This window comes from Streptomyces venezuelae (genome assembly GCF_008642295.1).
Lineage (GTDB): Bacteria > Actinomycetota > Actinomycetes > Streptomycetales > Streptomycetaceae > Streptomyces > Streptomyces venezuelae_C.
In genome coordinates this window covers 3,235,636-3,259,720 of the sequence record NZ_CP029190.1, presented here as the reverse complement: position 1 = coordinate 3,259,720, position 24,085 = coordinate 3,235,636, and the positions used below count along the sequence as shown (strand labels likewise).

Sequence of the window (24,085 nt, the reverse complement as noted above, 5' to 3'; positions counted from 1 at the left end):
GGGCTCACTTCCCCGCGCCGAGCAGCTCGCCGGAGCGCAGGTGCACACCGGCGGCGGCGAAGGAGGACTCCACACGTGCCAGGGCGTCGCGGTCGGCGTGGGCGGCTGCGGCGTCGAGGGAGCCGTGCACCAGCAGGGCCTCGGCGAGTTCACCGGCGGACCGGTTGATCCGGAAGGTCCGGCCGGAGGCGTGCAGGTACGCGGCCTCGTCGGTCCACAGCAGCAGCGGCAGCTCGGCGTCGGTGAGGTCGGCGGGCCGGGTGGTCTCGCTCTGGACGGCGGGCGCCAGGCGTCCGCCGAATCCGGAGACCCGTGCCTCGCCCAGACCGCGGGCACGGAGTTCCCGTACGGCGTTCAGGGCGGCCAGGTACCGGCCCAGCCAGGGGCGTTCGGCGAGCGCGGCGGCCCGGTCCGGCTCCGGCAGGACGGCGCCCAGGGAGACCGTACAGGGCTTGTCGCTCGTGGAGTTGAGGTGTTCCCAGGCGGCCTGGACGGTGGCGAAGGAGTCGCCGAGGGTACCGATCCGGCTGCCGCCGGGGGAGACCGACAGTTCGCCCTCGGGGCCGACCCACAGCCGGGTGCCGGGGCCGTCGCCGGCCGGGCCGCCGCCCAGGGCGGAGACGTCGGCGAGCTGGACCGCGGGGTCGGTGACGAAGGAGACGAACTCGCCCTCGGCGAGGGCCCGGTCGGCATCGGCGAGGAAGGCCTCGAAGTCGGCCTCCTCGGTGATCCGGACCAGGGTGGCGCCGATCACCGACATATAGGCGGAGGTCGCGTAGTCCTGGGACTGGAGGAAGAACTCGTCGTCGATGGAGAGGTCGCCGCCGGGTTCGCTCAGCGAGCCCTCGTACCCGACGACCAGCGGTGCCCCCTCGGTCTCGACGGCTCCGGGGGAGAGGATCACCGAGTGCGGGCCGACCAGGTCCGAGCCGAGCAGGGCCGGTAGGTGTTCCGCGTTCTCCAGGACCACCGTACCGGCGCCCGTGGCCGGTTCCCCGGCCCGGCCGGACAGCGCCCGGCCCACACCCCAGGACATCACGTGCTGCTTGGCCACGGACATACGGTTACCGCTACCGTTCATGATTTCCACCCCCCTGTACGACTGGTTTTCGGGTTATCGAGAGACTGCTGAAAGAATGGTCTTGAGGTCGTCCATGACGGCATTCTGGCCATGGACGTTGAAGACACCGGTGAGATTGAGAATGATTTCCTCGACCCCGGCCTTCCGGTAGGTGTCGAGTTGTTCGACGACCCGGTCGATATCGCCGTGCACGAATGCACCGCCGTCGATCATTCTCTTCGCCGCTGCCGGGAGTTCCAGTCCGGAAATGTCGATTCCGGCCTGCCGCAGCATGTCGATGTAATGCGGTGCCTTCATATGCGTCGCATTGCTCGCGATGACCATGTCCGACGGTTCCCGGCCGGGCCGGTCCAGCGCCACCGGGACGATGGCCGTCAGCCGCGGAGTGCCGCGTCCGGCGGTGCCGGCGCCCTCCCGCATGGCCGGCAGTACCGTGCCCTCCAGGTAGCTCGCGGGCGTCAGCCAGGTGATGGCGGCGTCGGCGATCTCGCCGGCCAGCCGGGCCATCCCCGGCCGCAGCACCCCCAGACCGAGATCGATCCGGGGTGCCACCGCCGGTCCCATTCCGGCGTGGCAGGAGAAGTACTCGCCCTTCATGTCCACGGCCTGCCCGGAGAGCAGGCCCCGCATGATGGTCAGGTACTCGCGGGCCGCCGTCAGCGGACTGGCGTACGGCTCGCCCAGCAGACCGCGCTGGAAGGACTTGCCTCCCGGCCCGAAGCCCGCGACCACCGATTCCCCGGTGGCCAGGGCCAGTGACCGGACCTGGTGGGCGGCCTCGTACGGATGCCGCAGGGGCATCAGCGTGACGCCGAGACCGGTGGGGACCCGGAAGCCGGCACCGGCCGCGGAGGCGAATCCCTGGAAGGGTTCCACCAGCATGGCCTGTCCCTGCCACAGCCGGTGGGCATCGGTCCATTCCACCAGGGCTGCGTACGGCAGCAGCTGTTCCGGCCGGCGAGGCAGGAACGGCATGAGCACCGAATACGCGGTCATGTTCTCACTCCGTTTGCGTTTCCCGACCTCTCGGCCGGACAACAGCAAATCTACGGACCGTCCAGAGGCTGCACACCCGCCGCGAGGAGAGTCCTTTCCGGCCCCTTCCCCGCCCCGGGACGGGGAAGTCCGGCCCGGTGGAATACTCCGTCGCACCTGACCTTGAAAAGGTCGCGCTCGGAAAGGTCACACGACATGCCACCGCGCATCACCGTCATTTGCCCGACGTACAACCGCAGCACGGCGATCCTGTCGACCCTGGATTCCGTACGCGCCCAGCGCATGCGCGACTGGGAACTGCTGGTGGTCTCGGACGCGAGCGATGACGACACGGACGCCGTGGTCGCCGCGGTGGCCGCACAGGACCCCCGGGTCCGGCTGCTGCGCACCCGGCGGTTCGGCTCCCAGTCCGGTCCCACGAACATCGCACTGGACGAGGCGCGCGGCGAGTTCATCGCCTACCTCGACCATGACGACGTCTGGGAGGCCGGCCATCTCGCGGGGATGTGGGAGGCGTTCGAGGGCGGGGCCCGCTGGGTCGCCGGCCGGGCCCGGAAGATGACCGAGGCGGGCACGGTGACCAGCACCGCCCATCCGGTCTCCCTGGTCTGGCACCCCGAAATCCAGCTGATGAGCCCGCTGTTCGAGAACTCCTGTGCCGGGCACGTGGCCGGTCTGGCCCAGCAGGTGGGCGGCTGGCGGGAGTCCCCGGTCGGGCTGGAGGACTGGGACCTGTGGCTGCGGTTCGCCGATGCGGGTGAGCGCTGCACCACCCTGCTGGACCGTACGGTCACCCTGCTCGACGACCCGCGGACCCGGACGCACAGCCTGGAACGGCAGTTCACCCAGGAGATCGCCCGGTTCGAGACCCCGCGGGAGGCCCGGGCCGGCTACCGGGCGCTCTCCGATGCCCGGCTGCGGGAGCGTGAACTGGCCGCGACCCGGCTGGACCTGCTGGAGTGGTACGGCGGGCTGGCGGAGCGCGGCGAGCTGGTGCTGCCCCGCGGCTGGCAGGGCGGCACGGAAGCGCTCGGGGCCGCGGTCGAGGATGCGCTGGCGACCGGCGGCACCGTCTGGAAGGGCCTGGCGCTCGTGGACCGGGGCACCCATGTCTCCCTGTGCGTACCGCTGTCGACCATGACCGGTGAGCACGCCGAGCGCTACACCCGGTACTTCCGGACCGCGATGCGGCACCAGATGGCCTTCCTGGAGGACGTGCTGCCGGCCGGGAGCGTGCTGCGATGAGCGTCCCGTACTGGGTGACCGAGGCCCGGGAGCGGATATGGACCCGGGCCGAGCAGGTCCCGCTGGAGGCCCTGGCCGACTGGGACACCGATCCGGCGGCGGGCGGGATCCGGCACCGCAGCGGCCGGTTCTTCTCCGTCGAGGGGCTCGGCGTCCGGCTGCCCGGCCATCCGGTGCCGCACTGGCAGCAGCCCATCATCAACCAGCCGGAGACCGGCCTGCTGGGCCTGCTGACCGCCCGTGTCGACGGGGTGCCGCACGCCCTGATCCAGCTGAAACCGGAACCGGGCAACTGGGGTGGGCTCCAGCTCTCGCCGACCGTGCAGGCGACCCGCAGCAACTACACCGGCGTCCACCGCGGCGCCCAAGTCCCGTATCTGGAACACTTCCTGGCGGCCGACCCGAAGCGGGTGACGGCCGACCTCCGGCTGTCCGAGCACGGTTCCTGGTTCCTGGGCAAGCGCAACCGGAACATGATCGTGGAAGCCGGGCCGGAGGCCGGGGCAGGGGAACCGGCCCCCGGCTTCCGCTGGCTGTCCTTCGCCGAGCTGCGCCGGCTGCTGGCCGTGGACGACCTGGTGAACATGGACACCCGGTCCGTGCTGTCCTGCCTGCCCGCCGTGCCCGCCGTGCCCGCCGGGACGGCCGTGGCCGTTGGGCCGGCCGAGCCGGGCCCTGCGCTCCACGGCACCGGGGAGATCCTCGGCTGGATCAACCGGGCCCGGTCCCGGTCCCGGACCGGACTGCGGGAGCGCCTGCCGCTGGACCGGCTGGCCGGCTGGCGCCGGGCCGACGGCCGGATCGGCCACGACAGCGGCCGGTTCTTCGAGGTGATCGGCGTCCGTGTGGAGGCCGCCGGCCGCGAGGTGGGCGGCTGGGACCAGCCGATGATCGCCCCCCGCCACACCGGGGTCCTCGCCTTCCTGCTGACCCGCATCGACGGCGTTCCGCACATACTGGTGCAGCTGCGGGCGGAGGCCGGTGCGCTGGCCGGTCCGGAGCTCGCCCCGACCGTGCAGTGCACCCCGGAGAACTACGAGCTGCTGCCGGCCGCCGCCCGGCCCGCCTTCCTGGCCGAGGTGCTGGGCGCGGCACCGGAGGCGGTCCGGTTCGACACCGTGCTCTCCGACGAGGGCGGCCGGTTCCACCATTCGCGCAGCCGGCACCTGATCGTGGAACTCGACCCGGCCGCCGGGCGCCCGGAACACCCGGACTACCGCTGGGTGACCCCCGGCCAGCTGCGGGAACTGCTGCACCTGGGGCCGTACGTGAACATGCAGGCCCGGTCCCTGCTCGCCTGCCTGGACGCCACATGCTGATCACCGTGCTCGGCGCGTCCGGGTTCATCGGATCGGCCGTGACCGCCGAACTCGCCCGCGGGGGCGCCCGGTTGCGCACCGTCTCGCGCCGCCCGGCGGACCTTCCGGCCGCGGAGCACCGTACCGCCGACCTCACCGAACCCGGCCGGACGGCCGAGGCGGTGGCCGGCTCGGACGTGGTGGTCCAGCTGGCCGCCGAGCTGTCGGGGCCGGCGAACTGGCGGGCAGCCGGGGACGGCCCGGCCGCCCGCCTGATGACGGACCTGGTCGGCGCGCTCGCCGCCCGGGGCGGTCAGCCGCCCGTGGTGCTGTTCGCCTCCACCGTGCCGCCGTCCGGGCCCGGTGCCCCGACCCCGTACGAGCGCGGGAAGCGGGCCGCCGAGCGGGTCCTGGAGCGGGCCACCGCCGAGGGAGCCGTCCGCGGGATCAGCCTGCGGCTGCCCACCGTCTACGGCCCGGCGACCGGCCCGGCGACCGGTGCGGGGGCCGCCGGCCGCGGAGTCGTCTCGGCGATGGCCCGGCGGGCCGCGGCCGGCGAGCCGGTCACCCTGTGGCACGACGGCACGGTCCGCCGGGACCTGCTGTACGTCCGGGACGCCGCCACCGCGTTCGCCGCGGCCCTCGCCCACGCCGACGCCCTGGCCGGCACCCACTGGGACGTCGGCACCGGCCGCAGCCTCCCGCTGGGCGAGGTCTTCCACGCCCTCGCCGGCGCGGTGGCCGCCCGCACCGGCCGCCCGCCGGTACCGGTGCTCCGCGTCCAGGCGCCCCCGTACGCCGCCGCCGCCGACTTCCGGGACGTCACCGCCGACCCGGCCCCCTTCCGCACCGCCACCGGCTGGGCCCCGCGGGTCCCGCTGCCGGAGGGCCTTGCCCGTACCGCCGCCGCCCTGACCGGCGGCACCCCTGGAAAGGACGACCGCGCATGACCACCTACGTCTGGGACTACCTGCGGGAGTACGAGGCCGAACGCGAGGACATCCTCGACGCCGTCGAGACCGTGTTCTCCTCCGGGCAGCTCGTCCTCGGCGCCAGCGTGCAGGGCTTCGAGGCCGAGTTCGCCGCCTACCACGGCGCCGCGCACTGCGTGGGCGTGGACAACGGCACCAACGCCATCACACTCGCCCTGCAGGCCCTCGGCATCGGCCCCGGCGACGAGGTGATCACCGTCTCCAACACGGCCGCGCCGACGGTACTGGCCATCGACGCGGTCGGCGCCGTCCCGGTGTTCGTCGACGTCCGCGAGGAGGACTTCCTCATGGACACCGGCCGGATCGAGGCCGCGCTCACCGACCGGACCCGCTGCCTGCTGCCCGTCCACCTCTACGGCCAGTGCGTGGACATGGACGCCGTCGGCCGGATCGCCGCCGAGCACGGCCTGGCCGTCCTGGAGGACTGCGCCCAGGCCCATGGCGCCCGCCACCACGGCCGGCTCGCGGGCACCATGGGCGACGCGGCGGCGTTCTCCTTCTACCCGACCAAGGTGCTGGGCGCGTACGGCGACGGCGGCGCGGTCCTCACCTCCGGCCCGGAGACCGACCGGCGGCTGCGCCGGCTGCGCTACTACGGCATGGAGGAGCGGTACTACGTCGTCGAGACCCCCGGCCACAACAGCCGGCTCGACGAGGTCCAGGCCGAGATCCTGCGCCGCAAGCTGGGCCGGCTGGACGCCTATGTGGCGGGCCGCCGGGCCGTCGCCCGCCGGTACGAGGAGGGCCTGGCCGGGACCGGCCTGGTGCTGCCGCGGACCGCGCCGGGCAATGAGCACGCGTACTACGTCTACGTGGTGCGCCACCCGCGCCGGGCGGAGATCATGGCGGCGCTCAAGGAGCGCGGGATCTCCCTCAACATCAGCTACCCGTGGCCGGTGCACACCATGTCCGGCTTTGCGCACCTCGGCTACCGGCCGGGCGCGCTGCCCGTGACGGAGGCCCTGGCCGGGGAGATCCTCTCGCTGCCGATGTACCCGTCGCTGCCGCCGGAGCTCCAGGACACCGTCATCGAGGCGCTGCGCGAGGTGTGCGGGTGAAGGCGCGCGAGCTGGCGGTGCCCGGGGCGATCGCATTCACCCCGGAGCTGCACCGCGACGACCGGGGGCTGTTCGTCTCCACCTACGAGGAGCGGGAGTTCCGCCCGCTCTTCCCGGTCCGGCAGGCCAGCCAGAGCGTCTCGCGGCGCGGGGTGGTCCGGGGCGTGCACTACACCGCGGTGTCCCCGGGCACCGAGAAGTACGTCCACTGTCCGCGCGGCGCAGCCCTGGACTTCGTGGTGGACCTGCGGGTGGGCTCCCCGGCGTTCGGCACCTGGGACTCGGTGCTGCTGGACGGGGAGGGCTTCCGCTCGGTGTACCTCCCGCCCGGGGTCGGGCACGCCTTCGTGGCCCTGGAGGACCACACCGTCATGTCCTACCTGCTGTCCACGGGTTACGTCGCCGAGCACGAGCTCGCCGTGTCCGTGCTGGACCCGGCGCTCGGGCTGCCGCTTCCCGCGGACCTCACCCCGGTCCTCTCGGACCGGGACCGGCGGGCGCCCACCCTCGCCGAAGCGGCCGACCGCGGCCTGCTCCCCACCTTCACCCCTGCGACCCTTCAGGAGAACCGATGACCACCACGACCGCCACGACCGCCACGACCGCCACGACCGCCACGACCGCCACGACTGGCACGACGGCCACGACTGGCACGACGGCCACGACTGGCACGACGGCCACGACCGGCACCGCTCGATGCCGTGCCTGTGCCGGACCGCTGACCGAGTTCCTCGATCTGGGGGCCCAGCCCAATTCCGATGCCTTCCCGCGCCCCGGGGAGACGGAGGGGGAGTTCTTCTTCCGGCTGGCGGTGGGCCTGTGCGGGGAGTGCACGATGGTGCAGCTGATGGAGGAGGTCCCGCGGGAGCGGATGTTCCACGAGGACTACCCGTACCACTCCTCCGGATCGACGGTGATGCGCGGGCACTTCGAGGACACCGCCCGGCAGCTGCTGGCCGGCCCGGCGGCCGGCCCGGACGCCTTCGTGGTGGAACTCGGCTGCAACGACGGGGTGATGCTGGCGACCGTGGCCGCGGCCGGGGTACGGCACCTGGGTGTCGACCCGTCGGCGGGGGTGGCCGACCGGGCCCGGGAGAAGGGCGTCCGGGTCCGGACGGCCTTCTTCGAGGAGTCCACGGCCCGCGAGATCGCCGCCGCGGAGGGCCGGGCGGACGTGGTGTACGCGGCCAACACGCTGTGCCACATCCCGTACCTGGAGTCGGTCTTCCGCGGGCTGGACGCGCTGCTGAAGCCGACGGGGGTGTTCGTCTTCGAGGACCCGTACCTGGGCGAGATCGTGGAGCGCACCTCCTTCGACCAGATCTACGACGAGCACTACTGGTTCTTCACGGCCCGCTCGGTACGCAATCTGGCCCGCCGGTACGGCTTCGAGCTGGTGGACGTGGTCCGGCTGCCGGTGCACGGCGGCGAGGTCCGCTACACCCTGGCCCGGCAGGGCGCCCAGGCCCCCTCGGCGGCGGTGGCCGCGCTGCTGGCGGAGGAGGAGGCGGCGGCGCTGGCCGAGCCGGCCACCCTGGAGCGGTTCGCGGCCGGGGTGCGGCGGACCCGCGAGGAGCTGACGGAGCTGCTGGGGCGGCTGCGGGCGGAGGGCCGCCGGGTGGTGGCGTACGGGGCGACGGCGAAGAGCGCGACGGTCGCCAACTACTGCGGCATCGGCCCGGAGCTGATCGAGTTCGTCTGCGACACCACCCCGGCCAAGCAGGGCCGGCTCACCCCGGGCTCCCACATCCCGGTCCGCCCGGCGGAGGCCTTCGCCGCCCCCTACCCGGACTATGCGCTGCTGTTCGCGTGGAACCACGCGGAGGAGATCACGGCGAAGGAGCAGGAGTTCCGCGCGGCCGGCGGCCGGTGGATCCTCTACACCCCGGAGGTCCGGGTCCTCTAGGGACGGGGCCGGTCGGCGTCAGAACGAGCTGTTCAGCAGCTCATGGCCCAGGTGTGCGAGTCGCCGCTGTCGTTGGCCGCACCGTTGTAGTCGACCTCCTGGCCAGGGGTGAGACAGATGGTCATGTGGCCGCCCTGATGGGCCCGAGAGTAGATGCAGTGCGCGGTCGCGCAACTGGTCGTAGGTGGTGATTTCTATGCGGTGCTCAGCCCGGATCTCGGCGAGACGGCCGGGCTCCAGCTTCCTCCGCAGCGCGTCCAGCCCGCTCGCCCGATGACATCGAGTGTCCTGGTCGTTGCACGAGGCCCGTCGGGCGAGTGCCGCCCGGTACTCGGGGTCCTCATCGAGCCGGGCCTGGGCCGTCGGGCGCAGATTGTTGACCACGACTTCTGCGCGGAACCAGCGGGCCTGGTCGCCGTAGAGGGAGCGATGCGCCTCGGCCAAGCAGCCGTCGGTGTGCGCACGAACGGTGTAGCCGGTGGCAAGACTGACCGACAACTCGGCAGGGCCGGTCCCGAACAGTGTTTCCTCCTGCGGAGGCGGCCCCGCGGCTCCACGGGCCGTCATGCATCGGTCCACCAGCATCTGCTGGGCGGCCTTGATCAGGTCATCACGGCCCTGCTCCGACGCGGGGAGCGCCGGTTGGGACTGTGCCAGGCAGCCGCAGGCGCACAGCGCCGGCAGCGCAACGCCCGCCAGCCTGCGCACCCTCGCCCGAATGCGACCACCCGAGATCCACGCGCCGCTTCAAACGATCAAGGGCAGCCGAAGACACCCGGCGGGCCGGGATGTTCGCAGGCCAGGGGCCAGTCACCGATTCCGCAGCGGGGAGCCGGGCGGGCTGGGGGTGATGCGGGTGGCGTGCGCGCCTGTGATCTCGCCGAGGTAGATCTCCTGGGCCACCTGGTCGGGATTTTCGACCTCGACCTCGCCTTGCAGGACGTTGTTGCGGCCCACGAACACGGAGTTGCCCCGGATGACGATCCGTTGCGCTCTGAAGGTGTTGCCGTAGTAGACGCCGCCGCTCAGGGTGATGGTGCCCTGGATGTTGAACGTGTTGCCGAGGTAGTGGTCTTCGTGCGTGAAGTTTACGAACGGTTCGTCTCCATGGCCGGCCGGCTGCCGGCTGTCGGCGGTGAACGCATTGCCCTCGAAGACGTTTCCGAGGAAATACTGCGCGTCCCCCTCGATCTGGAAATCCCCGTCGAAGACCATGACCCTCGTCACCGGGGCGGAACCCCCGGCGGCCCCGCGTCCGGTGCGGCCGGAGCTCTCGACCGTGGCCCCGCCGCCGAGACTCTCGATGGAGCAGGTCGACCCCCGCCGGGAGGGGCCGGCCGACGGGCCGCTGCGACGGCCTCCCTGCTGCATCATCCGGGCGACCGTGGTGTTGCCGATCGTCCGCTGGAGGGAGAGCGCCGCGGCGGGGGACATGCCGGCGACGGGCCCGGCGGCCGCCATCCGGGGGGTGATGGCGGCCGGGGCGGGGTCGGTACGCCGGGGAACGATCCGGTGGTGCTCCTGCTCGCTCTGGTGCTGCCGGTCGGGGTGCATGGCTGCTTCCTCTCGCGCGGGCGGGCCCACCCGGATCGGGTACCGGTACCGATATCGATGCTGCGGCCGCGGCCGGTCGCCGGCAAGGGCGGAAAGGGCAGCCCGAAGGGGCACGGAACTGCCCGAACAGGCCGGTGTCACGGCGCGGGTTCGGGCGCCGTGAAGATCCGGTCCAGGTGGTAGCGGAGCACCTCCAGCGCCGCGGCCGGGGTCCGCTGGCCCACCAGGATGCTGGTGCCCATGGTCGCCTCCCCGAACCCGTGCCGTTTGGGGGGACTCCCGGACCCCGCTAGCGCCCCAGGATCACCGTCCCCGAGGAGCAGAACCAGCCGCCGGTGCCGGAGGCCAGGGCCACCTCGGGGAGCCGGCCCCCGGCCTTGCGGACCTGGCCGGCGCCTGCCTCGCCGCGGAGCTGGCGGACGGCCTCCACCAGGAGGAACAGCCCGCGCATGCCCGGGTGGCAGGCGGAGAGGCCGCCGCCGTCGGTGTTGACCGGGAGCTCCCCGTCGCGCAGCAGCCGGCCCTTCTCCACGAAGGCGCCGCCCTCCCCCTTGGCGCAGAAGCCCAGGTCCTCCAGGGTGACCAGGGTCATGTACGTGAAGGCGTCGTAGATCTCGGCGAGGTCGACGTCGGCGGGGCGCAGGCCGGCCCGTTCGAAGGCCAGCCGGCCGGAGACGGCGGCGGGGGAGACCGTGAAGTCCTCCCATTCCGACATGGTGGTGTGCGAGACGGAGGTGCCGGTGCCCAGGACCCACACCGGGTCCTTCGCGGTGTCCGGGACGTATTCCTCGGCCGCCAGCAGCACCGCGCAGCCGCCGTCCGAGCGGATGCAGCAGTGCAGTTTGGTGAAGGGGTCCGCGATCATCTCCCCGGACAGGACGTCCTCTACCGTGATCGGGTCGCGGAACATGGCGTCCGGGTTGGTCGCGGCGTTCGCGCGGGCCTGGACGGCGACCTCGGCCAGCTGTTCCAGGGTGGTGCCGTACTCGTGCATGTGGCGGCGGGCGGCCATCGCGTACTTGGAGATCAGCGTGTGGCCGTACGGGACCTCGAACTGGAGCGGGCCGCGGGCGCCGAAGGAGAGGTTGGCGGTGCGGCGGCGGGCCTTGATGTCGGCGCGGGCGGTGGAGCCGTAGACCAGCAGGACGGCGTTGGCGTGGCCGGCCGCGATCGCGTCGGCCGCATGGGCTGCCATCACCTCCCAGGTCGAGCCGCCCACCGAGGTGGAGTCCACCCAGGCCGGCCGCAGCCCGAGGTACTCGGCCACCTCGACCGGTGCGAGCGTGCCCAGGCCCGCCGAGGCGAAGCCGTCGATCACCGAGCGGTCCAGTCCGGAGTCGGCGAGCGCGCGGCGCGCGGCCTGGGCGTGCAGGGCGTACGGGGTCGGGCCGTCGACCCGTCCGCAGTCCGAGAGGGCGACGCCGACCACGGCGACCCTGCGGCGTTCCGTTCCGGTGGCGTTTCCCGTGGCGTTTCCCGTGACGGTGACCATGAATCTGACGGTACATCAGATTCGCTTGATCGGTACATCCCCAGGCCTGGGCATCCACGGCCCCACGCCCTAGCATGACGCGCCGTCAGATACGGGGATACGGGGAGGAGCCCGCCGATGGACGCCGCCTTCACCGCGGAGCAGGACGAGATCCGCCGCACCCTGCGCGAGATCCTGGGCAAGCACTGTGGACCGGACGAGGTCAAGGCCGCCGTCCGCACCGACACCGGATACGACCGCGAGCTGTGGCGCCGGCTCGCCGGGCAGCTCGGGCTGCCGGGGACCGCCCTGCCCGAGGAGTACGGGGGCGTCGGCTGCACCGCCGCCGACCTCGCCCTGGCCTGCGAGGAGACCGGGCGGGCCCTGCTGCCCTCCCCGCTGCTGGCCACCGCCGCCCTTGCCGCCCCGCTGGTCCTGGCCCTGGGCACCGCGGCCCAGCGCTCCGCACTGCTGCCGCCCCTGGCGGCCGGGGACCTGACCGCGGCCCTGGCCGTGCCCGGCACCGCCCTGGCCACCGCCCTCGCGCTGACCGGCGACAACACCGTCGGGGAGTGGTCCGGCGGCGGCCGGGCCGGCGGGGTGCAGGCCCGCCGGGAGGAGGCCCACGGCTCGGTGGGCTGGCGGCTCTACGGCGAGGCCGGGCAGGTGCTCGACGGCCACAGCGCCGGCCTGCTGCTGGTGGCCGCGCACACCGGCGGCTTCGCGCGCAGCCGCACCCTGCTGTTCCTCGTACCCCAGGACGCACCCGGCCTGACCCGCACCCGGCAGACCGTCCTGGACGAGACCCGGCCCCAGGGCCGGATCCAGCTGCGCGACACCCCCGCGGAGCTGCTGGGCGAGAGTGACGAGGCCGAGGTGACCGGCGCGCTGGCCGCGACCGGCCGCACCGCCGCCGCCGTGCTCGCCGCCGAAGCCGCCGGGGCGGCCGGGCAGGCGCTGGACCGCACCGTGGAGTACGTCCGGCAGCGGGAGCAGTTCGGCCGGGCCGTCGGCTCCTTCCAGGCCGTCAAACACCGGCTCGCCGACCTGTACGTCCAGGTCCAGGCGGCCCGCTCGGCCGCCTACTACGCGGCCTGGGACCCCGGCCAGGCCGGCCTCGCGCTCGCCCAGGCCCTCGAGGCCCTGCGCCTCACCGCCGGGGAGGCCATCCAGCTGCACGGCGGGATCGGCTTCACCTGGGAGCACGACGCACACCTGTACTTCAAGCGGGCCGCGGCCGACGAGCTGCTGTTCGGCCCGGTCCACCGGCTGCGTGCCCACGCGGCCCAGCGTGCCGGGCTGTTCACCCCGGGCGCCGCCCCGACCCAGGAGAAGGTGGCCGTCTGATGGCTCCCGGCGTCAAGCTCATGCAGAAGATCTCGTCGACCACGCTGTTCGCCCGGATCGCACCGCACTTCATCCCGGCGATGGACAAGGCCGTGCACCGGCTGACCCGCGGCAAGGTGATCCTCAGCGCGCAGATGCTGCCCGGGGTGATCCTCACGGCGAAGGGCGCCAAGAGCGGCCAACCGCGCACCACCCCGCTGGCCTGCATGCCGGAGGAGGACGGGGCGAGCTGGCTGCTGATCGGCTCCAACTTCGGCCGCCCCGGGCACCCGGCCTGGACCGGGAACCTGCTCAGGCACCCGGAAGCGGACATCAGCTGGAAGGGGCAGGACATCGCGGTCCGGGCCCGGCTGCTGGCCGGCGAGGAGCGCGCGGCGGCATGGCAGGCGGTGCTGGGGTTCTGGCCGCCGTACGCGACGTACCAGGCGCGCATCGAGCGCGAGATCCGGCTGTTCCGGCTGGAGCGTCGCTGATCGCAGCCGCAACGGAGCCGTGCGGACCCTGGAAGGGGTCCGCCGCCTACTTCGTCGGCTTCTTGCCGGTGATGCCCAGGTGCACGAGCAGCGCCAGGTTCGGCTTGAGTTCTGCCTGCTTGACGCCCCAGGTCTGGAAGCCCTTCTGGTGCGAGGCCACCGCGGCCAGCATGGCCACCAGTGAGCCGGCCATCGCCGCCGCACTGACGTCCTTGTCGACCTTGCCCTTCGCCTGGAGCTCCTTCACCGATTCCGTAAGGGAGTTGGTGACCGAGTTCAGGATCTTCATGCGGATCTTGTAGAAGCGCTTGTCGCCCTCGGCCGCGCCGAGGTCGACGACCCGCAGGATCGCGTCGTTGCTCCGCCAGAACTCCAGGAACCCGTCCACGAGTTCCTCGGCGGCCTGCCAGCCGGACTTGCCGACCCAGGAGCGGCCCTCGACCAGCGCGGTCAACTGCGCGCCCTCGGTGGCCATTTCCTCGGCGATCTCCAGGACGGCGCCCTCGACGTCCGGGAAGTACTGGTAGAAGGTCGCGGGCGAGGTGCCGGCCTTGCGCGCGACGTCGATCACCTTCACGTCGCGGTACGGCGAGCTGCTGAGCATCTCGCTGAGGCAGTCGAGCAGCTTCTGCCGCGTCGCCTGACCGCGCCGGCCGGCAACGCGGCCGTCGACGGTGCGTACTTGTCCTGTCATGCCGTCAGCTTACCGAGGGGTGATCGGGGCGCGATTCGGCCGCCTGCAAATGGGGTTACGGGGTGCCTGGCCTGGGCGTCCGTGGGTTGAACGTCCGATTCCGGAACCACTGCGGGACGCCCCGGCAACGCCTCCGCAGCGCCTCCGCGCGCCCGCCGCCGGTATCCGCTTCGCCCGAATAGTCTTATCAACAGGCTGTGGACAAAGGAACGGGCGGATCATGGCCTGACGGGCAGACTGCGTCAGAATGCAGCAGACCGCGCGCAAACGGAAGGAAACGGTCCCATGGCCGCATTTGCAGAGGGCATGCCCTGCTGGGTGGATGCCTCCCTTCCGGATGTCGAGGCCGGCAAGCGGTTCTACGGTGAGCTCTTCGGGTGGACCTTCGGCCCCGCGGCCGGACCCCCCTACGGCGGCTACACCCAGGCCTACCGCGCCGGCCGTAACGTCGCCGCCCTCGCCCCCAAGCCGGACGGCCGGATGCCCACGGTCTGGGAGGTCTACCTGTACACCTCCGACGCCTACGCAGCCGCCGCCCGGATCCGGGCCGCCGGCGGCCAGATGGTGATGGAACCCCGGCCGCTCGGCCCGTACGGCACGGCGGCGATGGCCGCGGACCCCGGCGGCGCCGTGTTCGGCCTGTGGCAGCCCGGCACCCACCACGGCTTCGAGGCCAGCATGGAGCCGTACACGTACTGCTGGACCGAGGTCTACACCCGGGCGCGGGACGCGGTGGACGTCTTCTACGCCAAGGTCTTCGGGTACGTCGCCCAGGACCAGGACGACGCCGGCATCGAATACCGGGTCTGGTCCCCGCCCGGCAGCGCGCCCGGCCCGGACACCGCCGTGGCCGGCCGCAGCCTGATCACCGAGGCCTTCCCGGAGTTCCTGCCCGCGCATTTCCTGGTGTATTTCGCGGTGCCCGACGTGGACGCCTCGGTGGCCACCGTGCGCCGTCTCGGCGGCCGGGTCAGCGCCGATCCCTTCGACACGCCGTACGGCCGGATCGCCGTGGTCGCGGACAATCAGGGGGCGGCCTTCGCGCTGCTGGCCGAGCCCGCGGCGGACCCGGAAACGGCGCCCGGAGCCGCACGCGAACCCGGCCCGGGGACCGAGCCGGGGAGCGAACCGGGGGCCGGACCGGGCCCGGATGCCCGACCCGGCGCCGACAGCGGCCCGGACCCGGAGCCGCACGAGGCCGGGGCCTGACAGAATCGGGGGGCGCGGTCCCGGACCGGGGATCGTACGGGGAGGTGTGAGGCGAGTGGTGGAGCAGCTGACGCAGCACGACCCGAGACGGATCGGCCCCTTCGAGGTGCTGGGCCGGCTCGGAGCCGGCGGCATGGGGCTGGTCTATCTCGCGCGGTCGGCGTCCGGCCGCCGGGTCGCGATCAAGACGGTACGGACCGAGCTCGCCGAGGACCAGCTGTTCCGGGTGCGCTTCACCCGTGAGGTCGAGGCGGCCCGCGCGGTGTCCGGTTTCTACACCGCGGCCGTGGTGGACGCCGACCCCCGGGCCGCGGTGCCCTGGCTGGCCACCGCGTACGTACCGGCGCCCTCCCTGGAGGAGATCGTCAACGAGTGCGGGCCGATGCCCGCCCAGGCCGTACGGTGGCTGGCCGCCGGCATCGCCGAGGCACTCCAGTCCATCCACCAGGCGGGCCTGGTCCACCGCGACCTCAAGCCGTCCAACGTCCTGGTGGTCGAGGACGGCCCCCGGGTGATCGACTTCGGTATCGCCAGCGGTGTCTCCAACACCCGGCTGACCATGACGAACGTGGCCGTGGGCACCCCCGCCTACATGTCGCCCGAGCAGGCCAAGGACTCGCGCAGCGTCAAGGGCGCCAGCGATGTCTTCTCGCTCGGCTCCACCCTGGTCTTCGCCGCCACCGGGCACCCGCCCTACCACGGGGCCAATCCGGTGGAAACGGTCTTCATGCTGCTGCGCGAGGGCCCGAACCTGGAGGGTCTGCCGGACGAACTCCGCCCGCTGATCGACTCCTGTATGCAGATGGACGCGACCCTCCGGCCCACCCCGGCCGACCTGCAGGCCCAGCTGGCCCCGCACCTGTTCGCCGCGGGCGACGACAGCGGGACCGCCTCGGCCTGGCTGCCGGGGCGCGCCGTCGCCATGATCGAGGCCCGGCGGGCGGGGCAGCGGACCGTACAGACCCCGGCCGCCGCCCCCGTCGGCGGCCCCGGCGGGCAGGCCACCCACCGGCGCGACCGTCCCGGCCCCGCGCCCGCCCGGCCGCGTCCCGCCGACCCATGGGCGGATCCGCGGACCGGCCATGCGGCCGCCCCGCCCCGGCCCCAGCACCCGCCGATCACCCCGCCCCCCGGCGGCGGAGAGCCCGTCCGGCTGGGCGGCTCCCCGGTCCCGATCGGCCCGGGCCCGCGCGTCCCGGCCGCGGTCTCCGCATCAGGCTCGGCCTCCGCAGCCTCCGCCTCCGCCGACTCGGCCACCGGGTGGGTCCGCCCGCCCGGCGGCGGGGCCGCCGCCGGGCCCGTCCAGGCGCCCGCGCTGCCCCGGCCCGGCCCGGCCCCCGACAGCGGCCGGTGGCGGCCCTGGCGGTTCCGGATGTCGAACGACGTCTGGGGCACCCCCACGGTCGCCGGCGACCTGCTCTACGTCACCTCCTTCGAGGTCCACGCCCTCGACGTGGCCAGCGGGCGCCGCCAGTTCAAGACCCGCGACGTGGCCTGGGCGATGGCCGTCACCGACGGCCGGATCCACGCCTCCGACGGCCCGTCCCTGTACGCCCTGGACGCCGCCGACGGCTCCGAGCGGTGGCGGCTGGCCAGCGACGCCTGGGTGTACGCGCTGCGCGCCGACCGCGGCACCGTGGTCACCGCCACCCGCGGCGGCGGCGTCCAGGCGTACGAGGCGGCGAACGGCCAGAAGCTGTGGGAGCTGACCGGCGCCCAGACCGACTTCGAGACGGCCGACGCCGCCCCGGTCCTGCACGACGGCACGGTCTACGTCTGGCAGGACGCGCGGCTGCGCGCGCTGGACGCCCGTACCGGCCGGGAGACCTGGTCCTACCCGGTGGGCGACGCCGCCTCCTGCGGGAACGTCCCGGTCCGGGTCACCCCGGCCCCCGACGGCCATGTGTACATCACGGCCGGCACCCGGGTGCTGTCCGTGGACCGGGCCTCCGGCCGGGTCCGCTGGCACTTCGAGGCCCCGGCGGTCTTCCTGGCCCCGCCGGCCTTCGCGCCCGGTCCGGCGGTCACCGGCGGCGGGGTCTACCTGGCCGACTACCTGGGCACCGTCTACGCCATCGACGCGGCCACCGGTACGGACCGCTGGCGCATCGCCACCGAGCCCCGCCAGTCCCCGGACCCGGTGGTGATCGCGGACGGCAGCGTCCACCTGGCCTCCGGCAGCGCCCTGTACACCCTGGACGCGGTCACCGGCACCCCGAAGTGGCGGTTCGCGGCGGGCGCCGAGATCACCGGCGCCCCGGCGGTCGCGGAGGGCCGGGTCCACTTCGGCTCGGCGGACCACTGCCTGTACACCCTGGACGCGGCGGGCGGCCAGCTCCGCTGGAAGCTGGCCACCGGCGGCGAGATCGCCGGCTCCCCGGTGGCCCAGGCCGGCGTGGTCTACGCCTGCAGCAAGGACCGCTGCGTCTACGCCCTGGACGCCGCCAAGGGCACCGGCACCCGCACCACCTCGTGACGTGCGGCGGTGCCCGCCTTCCCAGGCGGGCACCGCCGCACCTCAGTCGTCTTCGCGGAACAGATCCTCGGCGTCGGTCACGGTGAGCGCGCGCTCCAGCCACCGCCCGAGGGTGTCCAGATCTGTGCAGGAGGTGATCCGCTCCCGGGTCTCGGCGAGCGTGGGAATCCGCCGGTTCTCCAGCGTGAGCAACACCAGCCGCCCCCGCTCCGCAACCCGCCCCTCGGCGAGCCCCTCGGCCCGCCCTATGACCTTCCCCTCGGCCTTGCCGTCGGCCATTCCTTCGGCCCTGCCCTTGAGGTATGTCTCCTCCACGAGCGTCCCGCGGCCGGGGAAGTAGGTCCCCACGTTCATCAGGTTCCTCCAGGTGTCTCTCGCCGGAGTGTGTCCGAGGCCGATTTCCAGTAGTTCCGAGTAGTACGTGACCGAGTCGGCTTCCAGCGTCCCGAGGGCACGCGCCAGGGCTTTCAGTATGGCCGGAGCGTTCCGGTTGCGGCCATGCGTCATGGCCGAGAACGCCGCCAACGGCAGATCCCGGGCGGCCTCCTCCGGATCGGTGATGACGGGCACGTTGTCCGGCCCGAGGACCAGTGGATGCAGCGCCAGCGCCGTCCACTCGTCCAGGCCGAGACGGAACGGCCCGGCCGCCCAGCCGGCCGTGGCCCGGTCCTGGCAGACGACGAGCAGAAGGGCCGGGAGTTCGTACTTTGCCGTGAGGTAGCTGAGGTAATAAGCCCAGCTCACCGCCTTGTCGGGATCGCGCCGTCCCTGCGCTTCGATGGCGAGCAGGAAGCCGCCTTCTCCGTCGGGCGGCTCGATCCGCAGGACGCTGTCGACCCGCCGCTCCAGCGGGCGGATCTCCGTCACGTCGGCGGTGAGCACCTCCACGACCGCCTTGGCGGGCAGTGGCACGCCCAGGATCCGGAACACCGGGGCCAGCAGCTCCGGACGGTCCTGGAAGATCCGGTGGGCGGCTTCGTGATGCGAAGTGACCATGGGCGGGACGCTAGAGCAGCTTGGGCAGGTGCTTTTGGCATATGCGAGGCAGCCACCCGAACGAGGGATCGGCCCCGCCGGGGTGTGCATCGCACCGGGAGTGACAGGATGGGACCCATGAGCAACGAAAACGTCTACTTCGACATCACCATCAACGGCGAGGCCGCCGGCCGGATCGTCTTCACGCTCTTCGATGACGTCGTCCCGAAGACCGCCCAGAACTTCCGCGAGCTGGCCACCGGCCAGAACGGCTTCGGCTACGCCGGTTCCGGCTTCCACCGTGTGATCCCGCAGTTCATGCTGCAGGGCGGTGACTTCACCAACCACAACGGCACCGGTGGCAAGAGCATCTACGGCGAGAAGTTCGCCGACGAGAACTTCGAGCTCAAGCACGACCGCCCGTTCCTGCTGTCGATGGCGAACGCCGGCAAGAACACCAACGGCTCGCAGTTCTTCATCACCACCATCGTGACCGACTGGCTGGACGGCAAGCACGTCGTCTTCGGTGAGGTCGTCGAGGGCCAGGACCTGGTCAAGAAGATCGAGAGCCTCGGCACCCCCTCCGGCGCCACCCGGGCCAAGGTCGAGATCGCCGCCTCCGGCACCGTCTGAGCACCAGCGTGAACCTGCGGCGGCCCCCACCCGGTTCCGGGTGGGGGCCGCAGCCGTCTAAGGTGCCGGGCATGGCGCACGCGTATGCGAGGTTCGTGAGGTTCCAGGGCAGCGTCCGCAGCCCGCGCGGGCACTTTCCGGGGGTCTTCGCCCTGGCCAACGGCCTCGCCCGGGAAGGCCGGCTCAGCGACGGGCAGTACCGGTTCTGGCGGGCGGCCAACGACTGGTACGACGCCCACTACCCCAACCCCTCCGACACCGATCCGGCCGTCTACGACCCGGAGCGGAACCCGGGCGCGGTGGCCTGGTTCAAGACCACGGCCGTCCACCTGATCGAGCGGGTGCCGGGCTATCTGGAGCTGCTGGCCGCGCACGGGGTGTCCTGCGAGCGCGTCGAGTCCGCCGATCCCGGGCGGATCGTCTACGAGGACGACGTACAGGTGGTCGCCGTCCCGCACCCGTGACGGCCGTCGCACCGGGCACGGAAGGGGTCAGGACGGCGGCCGTCGTGATCCACACGCTACTCCGGGCCCGCGGCCCCCGCATCACCGCAGCCGGAACTCCCGCCCCGGCCGCCGCGCCGCGAACAGTTCCGCCTGCCGCTCCGGTGCCAGGTTCCCCAGGGCGACCAGGTGTGGGGCCAGCGCCAGGGCCTGCTGGAGCGCGGCCTGCTTCGCCGACCAGAGCGCCCGTACCGTCCCCTGCACCGCCTCGGTCGGGAACCCGGCCAGGGTCTCGGCCGCGCGCAGGGCGGCCGGCAGCAGCCCGGCCGGCTCGCAGAGCTCCGACACCAGCCCGATCTCGTACGCCCGCCGCGCCGAGAGCCGTTCCGACGTCCCCATCAGGGACATCCGGGCCGCCTCCCCGAACGGCATCCGCTGTGCCATGTACACCGCCTCGTAGGCGCTGACCATGCCGTAGCCGGTGTGCGGGTCGAAGAACGTCGCCGTTTCCGAGGCGAGGAGGAACTCCGATTCGCCGAGCAGGTAGAAGGCCCCGCCGCAGGCCATCCCGTTGACCGCCGCGATCACCGGTTTCCACAGGTCGTTGGCCTTCGGTCCGATGGAGACCAGCGGATCGTCGACCGAGTAGGGGGAGGCCGGCTGCGGCACTTCCACCCCCCGGTCGATACCGGTGCAGAACGCGGCCGTCCCGGCCCCGGTGAGCACCACCGCCCGGACCGTGTCGTCGTACCGGAACTCCCGCCACGCCGCGGCCAGGTCCGCCGCCGTGGCCAGGTCGACGGCGTTGTGGCGGGCCTCCCGGTCCAGGGTGAGGACGGCGACACCGGTCGCCTTGTCCCGCTCCACCGTGAGGGTCATGACTTCTCCAGGACCCAGCGCGGCACGCACATCCCGCCCACCTCCGCAAAGGTGACCTGCACCTTCGCCCCGATGCGCAGCCGGGCCGGGTCCACCGAGTCCAGCGGGGCGCCCGGTGCGGCGACCAGGTTCCCGGCCAGCCGGATCTGCGGGGCCTCGGCGAGTTCCACCAGGATCACGTTGTACGGGGCCAGGGCCGCGTACGCGGGCAGCAGCGGCGGGTGCGGCTGTACGTAGGACCAGATCCGGCCGCGACCGCTCATCGGCTGCCAGGTGGAGTCGAAGGACTGGCAGTGCGGGCAGCAGGGGCGGGGCGGGAAGCGGAGCCGGCCGCAGGCGGTGCACGCCTGGACGCGGAGTTCGCCGCGTGCGGTGTACTCCCAGAAGGGGCGGCCGTCCTCGTCCGGGACGGGCAGCAGCAGACCCTCGGGGGTCACGGTCGCGGTTGTGGTCTCGGGCACGGGCTCGCTCCTCAGGCTCGGAGAAGGATCGCGGAGGTGGGGACGCCCTCGCCGGCCGTGACCAGGCAGGTCGCGGCGTCCGGGACCTGGGCGGTGGAGGTCCCGCGCAGCTGCTTGACCCCCTCGTTGATCAGGTTGAAGCCGTGCACGTACGCCTCGGAGAGGCCGCCGCCGCCGGTGTTCAGGGGGAGCCGGCCGCCGATCTCCAGCGCGCCGCCCTCGGTGAAGGCCGCGCCCTCGCCGCGCCCGCAGAAGCCGTAGCCCTCCAGGGAGAGCGGGATCAGCGGGGTGAAGGCGTCGTAGATCTGGGCCACGTCCACGTCCTGCGGCCCGAAGTCGGCCTGCTTCCACAGATGGCGGGCGGCGGTCCAGGCGGGGCCGGACAGCGGGTCATCGTTCCAGTAGTTGACCATGCCGTGGTGCTGGGCGGGCAGGCCCTGGGCGGCGGAGTGGACGTAGACGGGCCGTTGGCGGCAGTCGCGGGCCCGCTCGGCGGAGACGATCACGCACGCCAGCGCGCCGTCGGTCTCCAGGCAGTTGTCGAAGAGGCAGAGCGGCTCGCTGATCCAGCGGGAGGTCATGTACATCTCGCGGGTCAGCGGCCGTTCGTACATCATCGCGGCCGGGTTCTGGTTGGCCCGGTTGCGGCAGGCCAGGGCCACGTTGAAGAGGTGGTCGCGGGTGGCGCCGTACTCGTGCATGTAGCGGCGGGCCAGCATGCCGATCTCGTCGGCCGGGCGGAGCAGCCCGAAGGGCCGGGTCCACTGGCCGGGGGTGGGCAGTTGCACGGCGGTGTTCTTCCACGGGCGCGGCCCGCTGCCGCGTTTGCGGGAGCGCCAGGCGACGCCGACGGTGGCCTGGCCGGTGGCCACGGCGGCGGCCAGATGGCCCACGGTGGCGCAGGAACCGCCGCCGCCGTAGCCGATCTTGGAGAAGAAGGTGACGTCACCGGCGCCGATGGCCTTGGCGACCTCGACCTCGTCGGTCTCCTCCATGGTGTAGGAGGAGAAGGCGTCGACCTCGGCGGGTGCGATGCCGGCGTCCTCGAGCGCGGCGAGAATCGCCCGGCAGGCCAATTCCTTTTCGCTCTGCGGCAGTTGTTTGGCAAACGGGGTCTGGCCGATCCCGACGATCGCCGTCGCGTCCTTGAGCGTTGCCGCCATCGCCACCTCCGGGGTGCATGCGCCAGTGCTGACAGGTGCTGACAGCCGCGAAGGGTACAGCTAATCTGACGGATAGTCAGCTACTGGGTCACCGGGGAGGGGCACGCCATGGACGAAGACGGACGCGGCGATCTGCGCTGGGGCAGCATTCCGGGCCTGGTCCGCGCGGCGGCAGCAGCGTACGCGCGCCAGGAGGCCGTCGTCGACGGCCGCGTCAGGATCGATTACGCCGGCCTCGGCGAGCGCATCGAACGCGCCGCCGCGGCCTGCATCGCCGCAGGTGTCGAACGCGGGGACCGGGTGGCCGTCTGGGCCCCCAACACCCTCGACTGGATCGTCTCCGCCCTCGGGGCGGTGAGCGCCGGAGCCGTCCTGGTCCCCCTCAACACCCGCTTCAAGGGCACCGAGGCCGCCTACATCCTGAACCGCAGCCGCGCCCGGCTCCTCTTCGTCACCGGCACCTTCCTCGGCACCTCCTACGTCGCCTCGCTGCGCCGGGCCGCCGCCGAAGGGCCGGGCACCGGCCCGCTGCCCGGCCTGCCGAACCTCCAGGAGGTGGTGGTCCTCGCCGAGGACGCCCCGGAATCCTTCCGCACCTGGAAGCAGTTCCTGGCGGCCGGCGAGACGGTACCGGCCGCCGCCGTGCACGAGCGGGCCGCCACCATCCGCCCCGAGGACCCCTCCGACATCATCTACACCTCCGGCACCACCGGCAGCCCCAAGGGCGCGGTCATCACCCACGCCCAGACCCTCCGCTGCTACCACGTCTGGAGCGAGCTCGCCGGCCTGCGCGAGGGCGACCGCTACCTGATCGTGAACCCCTTCTTCCACACCTTCGGCTACAAGGCCGGGATCATCGCCTGCCTGATGCGCGGGGCCACCATGGTTCCCCAGCCGGTGTTCAACGTGGACACCGTCCTCGCCAACATCGCCGCCGAGCGGATCTCCGTACTCCCCGGGCCGCCCACCCTCCACCAGTCCCTCCTCGACCACCCGGCCCGCGACCACCACGACCTCTCCGCCCTGCGGCTGGTGGTCACCGGGGCCGCCGTGGTCCCGCTGCAACTGGTCGAGCGGCTGCGCGCCGAACTGAAGATCGCGACCGTACTGACGGCGTACGGCCTGTCGGAGGCGAGCGGGATCGTCACCATGTGCCGCCGCGGCGACCCGGCCGAAACCGTCTCGGCCACGTCCGGCCGCGCCATCCCCGGCACCGAGGTACGGGTCACCGGCCCGGCGGGGGAGCCCCTCGCCCCCGGCGAGCCCGGCGAGGTCCAGGTCCGCGGCCACCACGTCATGCGCGGCTACCACGAGGACCCGGAGGAGACGGCGCGGGCCATCACCCCCGAGGGCTGGCTGCGCACCGGGGACATCGGCGTCCTGGACGCGGCGGGCAACCTCCGGATCACCGACCGGATCAAGGACATGTTCATCGTCGGCGGGTTCAACGCGTACCCGGCGGAGATCGAACAACTCCTCGGCCTGCACCCGGACATCGCGGACGTCGCGGTGGTGGGCATCCCCGACCCCCGCCTCGGCGAGGTCGGCAAGGCCTATGCCGTCCGCCGCCCCGGCTCCACCCTCACCGCGGACGACCTGATCGCCTGGTCCCGCCGCGAGATGGCCAACTACAAAGTGCCCCGCGCCGTGGAGTTCGTACCCGAGCTCCCACGCAATGCCAGCGGAAAGGTCCTGAAAACCGCACTGCGGGCCCGCAGCTAGCACCGGGCA

At 72.8% G+C, this 24,085-nt stretch carries 23 protein-coding genes; 13 read left to right on the top strand and 10 right to left on the bottom strand.

Translation table 11 applies throughout. The features are described 5' to 3' along the window. Window positions 1–4: 4 nt before the first annotated feature. Together mpaB and DEJ50_RS14185 are read right to left on the bottom strand one after the other, a co-directional pair. Entirely contained in the window at window positions 5–1,060 is a 1,056-nt protein-coding gene (gene mpaB / locus DEJ50_RS14190; RefSeq protein WP_223838113.1) for a daptide biosynthesis RiPP recognition protein, read from the bottom strand. Between the two features lie 54 nt (window positions 1,061–1,114). Further along, window positions 1,115–2,077: an LLM class flavin-dependent oxidoreductase gene (locus tag DEJ50_RS14185; RefSeq protein ID WP_150208390.1), complete on the bottom strand. Its 963-nt coding sequence runs from the start codon at window positions 2,075–2,077 to the stop codon at window positions 1,115–1,117. 195 nt (window positions 2,078–2,272) lie between these two features. On the opposite strand from DEJ50_RS14185, the gene DEJ50_RS14180 reads away from it, so the two are divergent. From DEJ50_RS14180 to DEJ50_RS14155, 6 genes are read left to right on the top strand one after another with little or no spacing between them, the layout of a single operon-like run. After that, entirely contained in the window at window positions 2,273–3,322 is a 1,050-nt protein-coding gene (locus tag DEJ50_RS14180; protein WP_150208388.1) for a glycosyltransferase, read from the top strand. Further along, window positions 3,319–4,641, top strand: coding sequence for an NDP-hexose 2,3-dehydratase family protein (locus tag DEJ50_RS14175; protein ID WP_150208386.1), 1,323 nt, complete (start codon window positions 3,319–3,321; stop codon window positions 4,639–4,641). The genes DEJ50_RS14180 and DEJ50_RS14175 overlap by 4 nt, the downstream gene beginning before the upstream one ends. Then, the gene (locus tag DEJ50_RS14170) at window positions 4,635–5,570 is read left to right on the top strand and encodes an NAD-dependent epimerase/dehydratase family protein (RefSeq protein WP_150208385.1); all 936 of its coding nucleotides are present in this window, start codon (window positions 4,635–4,637) and stop codon (window positions 5,568–5,570) included. Before DEJ50_RS14175 ends, DEJ50_RS14170 begins: the two co-directional genes overlap by 7 nt. Next, window positions 5,567–6,670: a DegT/DnrJ/EryC1/StrS family aminotransferase gene (locus DEJ50_RS14165; RefSeq protein WP_150208383.1), complete on the top strand. Its 1,104-nt coding sequence runs from the start codon at window positions 5,567–5,569 to the stop codon at window positions 6,668–6,670. Before DEJ50_RS14170 ends, DEJ50_RS14165 begins: the two co-directional genes overlap by 4 nt. Further along, complete coding sequence (locus DEJ50_RS14160) at window positions 6,667–7,245, top strand: dTDP-4-dehydrorhamnose 3,5-epimerase family protein (RefSeq protein ID WP_150208381.1); 579 nt, start codon at window positions 6,667–6,669, stop codon at window positions 7,243–7,245. Before DEJ50_RS14165 ends, DEJ50_RS14160 begins: the two co-directional genes overlap by 4 nt. Further along, entirely contained in the window at window positions 7,242–8,576 is a 1,335-nt protein-coding gene (locus DEJ50_RS14155) for a class I SAM-dependent methyltransferase (protein WP_150208380.1), read from the top strand. The genes DEJ50_RS14160 and DEJ50_RS14155 overlap by 4 nt, the downstream gene beginning before the upstream one ends. 18 nt (window positions 8,577–8,594) lie before the next feature. On the opposite strand, the gene DEJ50_RS14150 is transcribed toward DEJ50_RS14155, so the two are convergent. The 3 genes from DEJ50_RS14150 to DEJ50_RS14140 all read right to left on the bottom strand — a co-directional run bounded on the left by DEJ50_RS14150 (window position 8,595) and on the right by DEJ50_RS14140 (window position 11,622). After that, a complete protein-coding gene (locus DEJ50_RS14150) occupies window positions 8,595–9,284 on the bottom strand; it encodes a hypothetical protein (RefSeq protein WP_190344476.1) in 690 nt (229 codons plus the stop codon). A gap of 102 nt (window positions 9,285–9,386) precedes the next feature. Continuing rightward, window positions 9,387–10,130, bottom strand: a complete 744-nt coding sequence (locus DEJ50_RS14145; RefSeq protein WP_150208378.1) for a hypothetical protein — start codon at window positions 10,128–10,130, stop codon at window positions 9,387–9,389. 289 nt (window positions 10,131–10,419) lie between these two features. After that, window positions 10,420–11,622: a thiolase C-terminal domain-containing protein gene (locus DEJ50_RS14140; protein ID WP_150208376.1), complete on the bottom strand. Its 1,203-nt coding sequence runs from the start codon at window positions 11,620–11,622 to the stop codon at window positions 10,420–10,422. 117 nt (window positions 11,623–11,739) lie between these two features. On the opposite strand from DEJ50_RS14140, the gene DEJ50_RS14135 reads away from it, so the two are divergent. Both DEJ50_RS14135 and DEJ50_RS14130 read left to right on the top strand, forming a co-directional pair. Then, window positions 11,740–12,948, top strand: a complete 1,209-nt coding sequence (locus DEJ50_RS14135) for an acyl-CoA dehydrogenase family protein (protein ID WP_150208375.1) — start codon at window positions 11,740–11,742, stop codon at window positions 12,946–12,948. Beyond that, window positions 12,948–13,421, top strand: a complete 474-nt coding sequence (locus DEJ50_RS14130; protein WP_150208373.1) for a nitroreductase family deazaflavin-dependent oxidoreductase — start codon at window positions 12,948–12,950, stop codon at window positions 13,419–13,421. The genes DEJ50_RS14135 and DEJ50_RS14130 overlap by 1 nt, the downstream gene beginning before the upstream one ends. Before the next feature lie 46 nt (window positions 13,422–13,467). On the opposite strand, the gene DEJ50_RS14125 is transcribed toward DEJ50_RS14130, so the two are convergent. Further along, window positions 13,468–14,115, bottom strand: coding sequence for a TetR family transcriptional regulator (locus DEJ50_RS14125; protein ID WP_150208372.1), 648 nt, complete (start codon window positions 14,113–14,115; stop codon window positions 13,468–13,470). A gap of 285 nt (window positions 14,116–14,400) precedes the next feature. On the opposite strand from DEJ50_RS14125, the gene DEJ50_RS14120 reads away from it, so the two are divergent. Continuing rightward, window positions 14,401–15,324 carry a VOC family protein gene (locus tag DEJ50_RS14120; protein WP_150208370.1) on the top strand — a complete coding sequence of 308 codons (924 nt, stop codon included), beginning with the start codon at window positions 14,401–14,403 and terminating at the stop codon, window positions 15,322–15,324. Window positions 15,325–15,379: 55 nt separating this feature from the next. Beyond that, entirely contained in the window at window positions 15,380–17,800 is a 2,421-nt protein-coding gene (locus DEJ50_RS14115; RefSeq protein ID WP_190344474.1) for a serine/threonine-protein kinase, read from the top strand. A gap of 42 nt (window positions 17,801–17,842) precedes the next feature. Here DEJ50_RS14115 and DEJ50_RS14110 read toward each other — a convergent pair whose 3' ends face one another. Beyond that, window positions 17,843–18,796 carry a hypothetical protein gene (locus tag DEJ50_RS14110; RefSeq protein ID WP_150208369.1) on the bottom strand — a complete coding sequence of 318 codons (954 nt, stop codon included), beginning with the start codon at window positions 18,794–18,796 and terminating at the stop codon, window positions 17,843–17,845. 117 nt (window positions 18,797–18,913) lie between these two features. On the opposite strand from DEJ50_RS14110, the gene DEJ50_RS14105 reads away from it, so the two are divergent. Both DEJ50_RS14105 and DEJ50_RS14100 read left to right on the top strand, forming a co-directional pair. Continuing rightward, a complete protein-coding gene (locus DEJ50_RS14105) occupies window positions 18,914–19,408 on the top strand; it encodes a peptidylprolyl isomerase (RefSeq protein ID WP_150208367.1) in 495 nt (164 codons plus the stop codon). Between the two features lie 71 nt (window positions 19,409–19,479). After that, window positions 19,480–19,872: a hypothetical protein gene (locus DEJ50_RS14100; RefSeq protein ID WP_150208366.1), complete on the top strand. Its 393-nt coding sequence runs from the start codon at window positions 19,480–19,482 to the stop codon at window positions 19,870–19,872. Between the two features lie 81 nt (window positions 19,873–19,953). On the opposite strand, the gene DEJ50_RS14095 is transcribed toward DEJ50_RS14100, so the two are convergent. From DEJ50_RS14095 to DEJ50_RS14085, 3 genes are read right to left on the bottom strand one after another with little or no spacing between them, the layout of a single operon-like run. Beyond that, a complete protein-coding gene (locus tag DEJ50_RS14095) occupies window positions 19,954–20,730 on the bottom strand; it encodes an enoyl-CoA hydratase/isomerase family protein (protein WP_150208364.1) in 777 nt (258 codons plus the stop codon). After that, on the bottom strand, window positions 20,727–21,152 hold the full coding sequence (locus DEJ50_RS14090) for a Zn-ribbon domain-containing OB-fold protein (protein WP_150212122.1): 426 nt from the start codon (window positions 21,150–21,152) through the stop codon (window positions 20,727–20,729). The genes DEJ50_RS14095 and DEJ50_RS14090 overlap by 4 nt, the downstream gene beginning before the upstream one ends. A 50-nt stretch (window positions 21,153–21,202) precedes the next feature. Continuing rightward, window positions 21,203–22,354, bottom strand: coding sequence for a lipid-transfer protein (locus DEJ50_RS14085; RefSeq protein WP_150208363.1), 1,152 nt, complete (start codon window positions 22,352–22,354; stop codon window positions 21,203–21,205). 108 nt (window positions 22,355–22,462) lie between these two features. Here DEJ50_RS14085 and DEJ50_RS14080 point away from each other — a divergent pair, with 108 nt between their 5' ends. Then, on the top strand, window positions 22,463–24,076 hold the full coding sequence (locus DEJ50_RS14080; RefSeq protein WP_150208361.1) for a FadD3 family acyl-CoA ligase: 1,614 nt from the start codon (window positions 22,463–22,465) through the stop codon (window positions 24,074–24,076). Window positions 24,077–24,085: the final 9 nt, after the last annotated feature.

What these genes read in the sequence shown, in the direction of transcription:
- DEJ50_RS14105 (WP_150208367.1), top strand. Translation starts at nt 18,914, where the DNA reads ATGAGCAACGAAAACGTCTACTTCGACATCACCATCAACGGCGAGGCC.
- DEJ50_RS14140 (WP_150208376.1), bottom strand. Translation starts at nt 11,622, where the DNA reads ATGGTCACCGTCACGGGAAACGCCACGGGAAACGCCACCGGAACGGAA.
- DEJ50_RS14130 (WP_150208373.1), top strand. Translation starts at nt 12,948, where the DNA reads ATGGCTCCCGGCGTCAAGCTCATGCAGAAGATCTCGTCGACCACGCTG.
- DEJ50_RS14110 (WP_150208369.1), bottom strand. Translation starts at nt 18,796, where the DNA reads ATGGTCACTTCGCATCACGAAGCCGCCCACCGGATCTTCCAGGACCGT.
- DEJ50_RS14100 (WP_150208366.1), top strand. Translation starts at nt 19,480, where the DNA reads ATGGCGCACGCGTATGCGAGGTTCGTGAGGTTCCAGGGCAGCGTCCGC.
- DEJ50_RS14095 (WP_150208364.1), bottom strand. Translation starts at nt 20,730, where the DNA reads ATGACCCTCACGGTGGAGCGGGACAAGGCGACCGGTGTCGCCGTCCTC.
- DEJ50_RS14155 (WP_150208380.1), top strand. Translation starts at nt 7,242, where the DNA reads ATGACCACCACGACCGCCACGACCGCCACGACCGCCACGACCGCCACG.
- DEJ50_RS14135 (WP_150208375.1), top strand. Translation starts at nt 11,740, where the DNA reads ATGGACGCCGCCTTCACCGCGGAGCAGGACGAGATCCGCCGCACCCTG.
- DEJ50_RS14145 (WP_150208378.1), bottom strand. Translation starts at nt 10,130, where the DNA reads ATGCACCCCGACCGGCAGCACCAGAGCGAGCAGGAGCACCACCGGATC.
- mpaB (WP_223838113.1), bottom strand. Translation starts at nt 1,060, where the DNA reads ATGTCCGTGGCCAAGCAGCACGTGATGTCCTGGGGTGTGGGCCGGGCG.
- DEJ50_RS14165 (WP_150208383.1), top strand. Translation starts at nt 5,567, where the DNA reads ATGACCACCTACGTCTGGGACTACCTGCGGGAGTACGAGGCCGAACGC.
- DEJ50_RS14085 (WP_150208363.1), bottom strand. Translation starts at nt 22,354, where the DNA reads ATGGCGGCAACGCTCAAGGACGCGACGGCGATCGTCGGGATCGGCCAG.
- DEJ50_RS14175 (WP_150208386.1), top strand. Translation starts at nt 3,319, where the DNA reads ATGAGCGTCCCGTACTGGGTGACCGAGGCCCGGGAGCGGATATGGACC.
- DEJ50_RS14170 (WP_150208385.1), top strand. Translation starts at nt 4,635, where the DNA reads ATGCTGATCACCGTGCTCGGCGCGTCCGGGTTCATCGGATCGGCCGTG.
- DEJ50_RS14120 (WP_150208370.1), top strand. Translation starts at nt 14,401, where the DNA reads ATGGCCGCATTTGCAGAGGGCATGCCCTGCTGGGTGGATGCCTCCCTT.
- DEJ50_RS14080 (WP_150208361.1), top strand. Translation starts at nt 22,463, where the DNA reads ATGGACGAAGACGGACGCGGCGATCTGCGCTGGGGCAGCATTCCGGGC.
- DEJ50_RS14185 (WP_150208390.1), bottom strand. Translation starts at nt 2,077, where the DNA reads ATGACCGCGTATTCGGTGCTCATGCCGTTCCTGCCTCGCCGGCCGGAA.
- DEJ50_RS14180 (WP_150208388.1), top strand. Translation starts at nt 2,273, where the DNA reads ATGCCACCGCGCATCACCGTCATTTGCCCGACGTACAACCGCAGCACG.
- DEJ50_RS14125 (WP_150208372.1), bottom strand. Translation starts at nt 14,115, where the DNA reads ATGACAGGACAAGTACGCACCGTCGACGGCCGCGTTGCCGGCCGGCGC.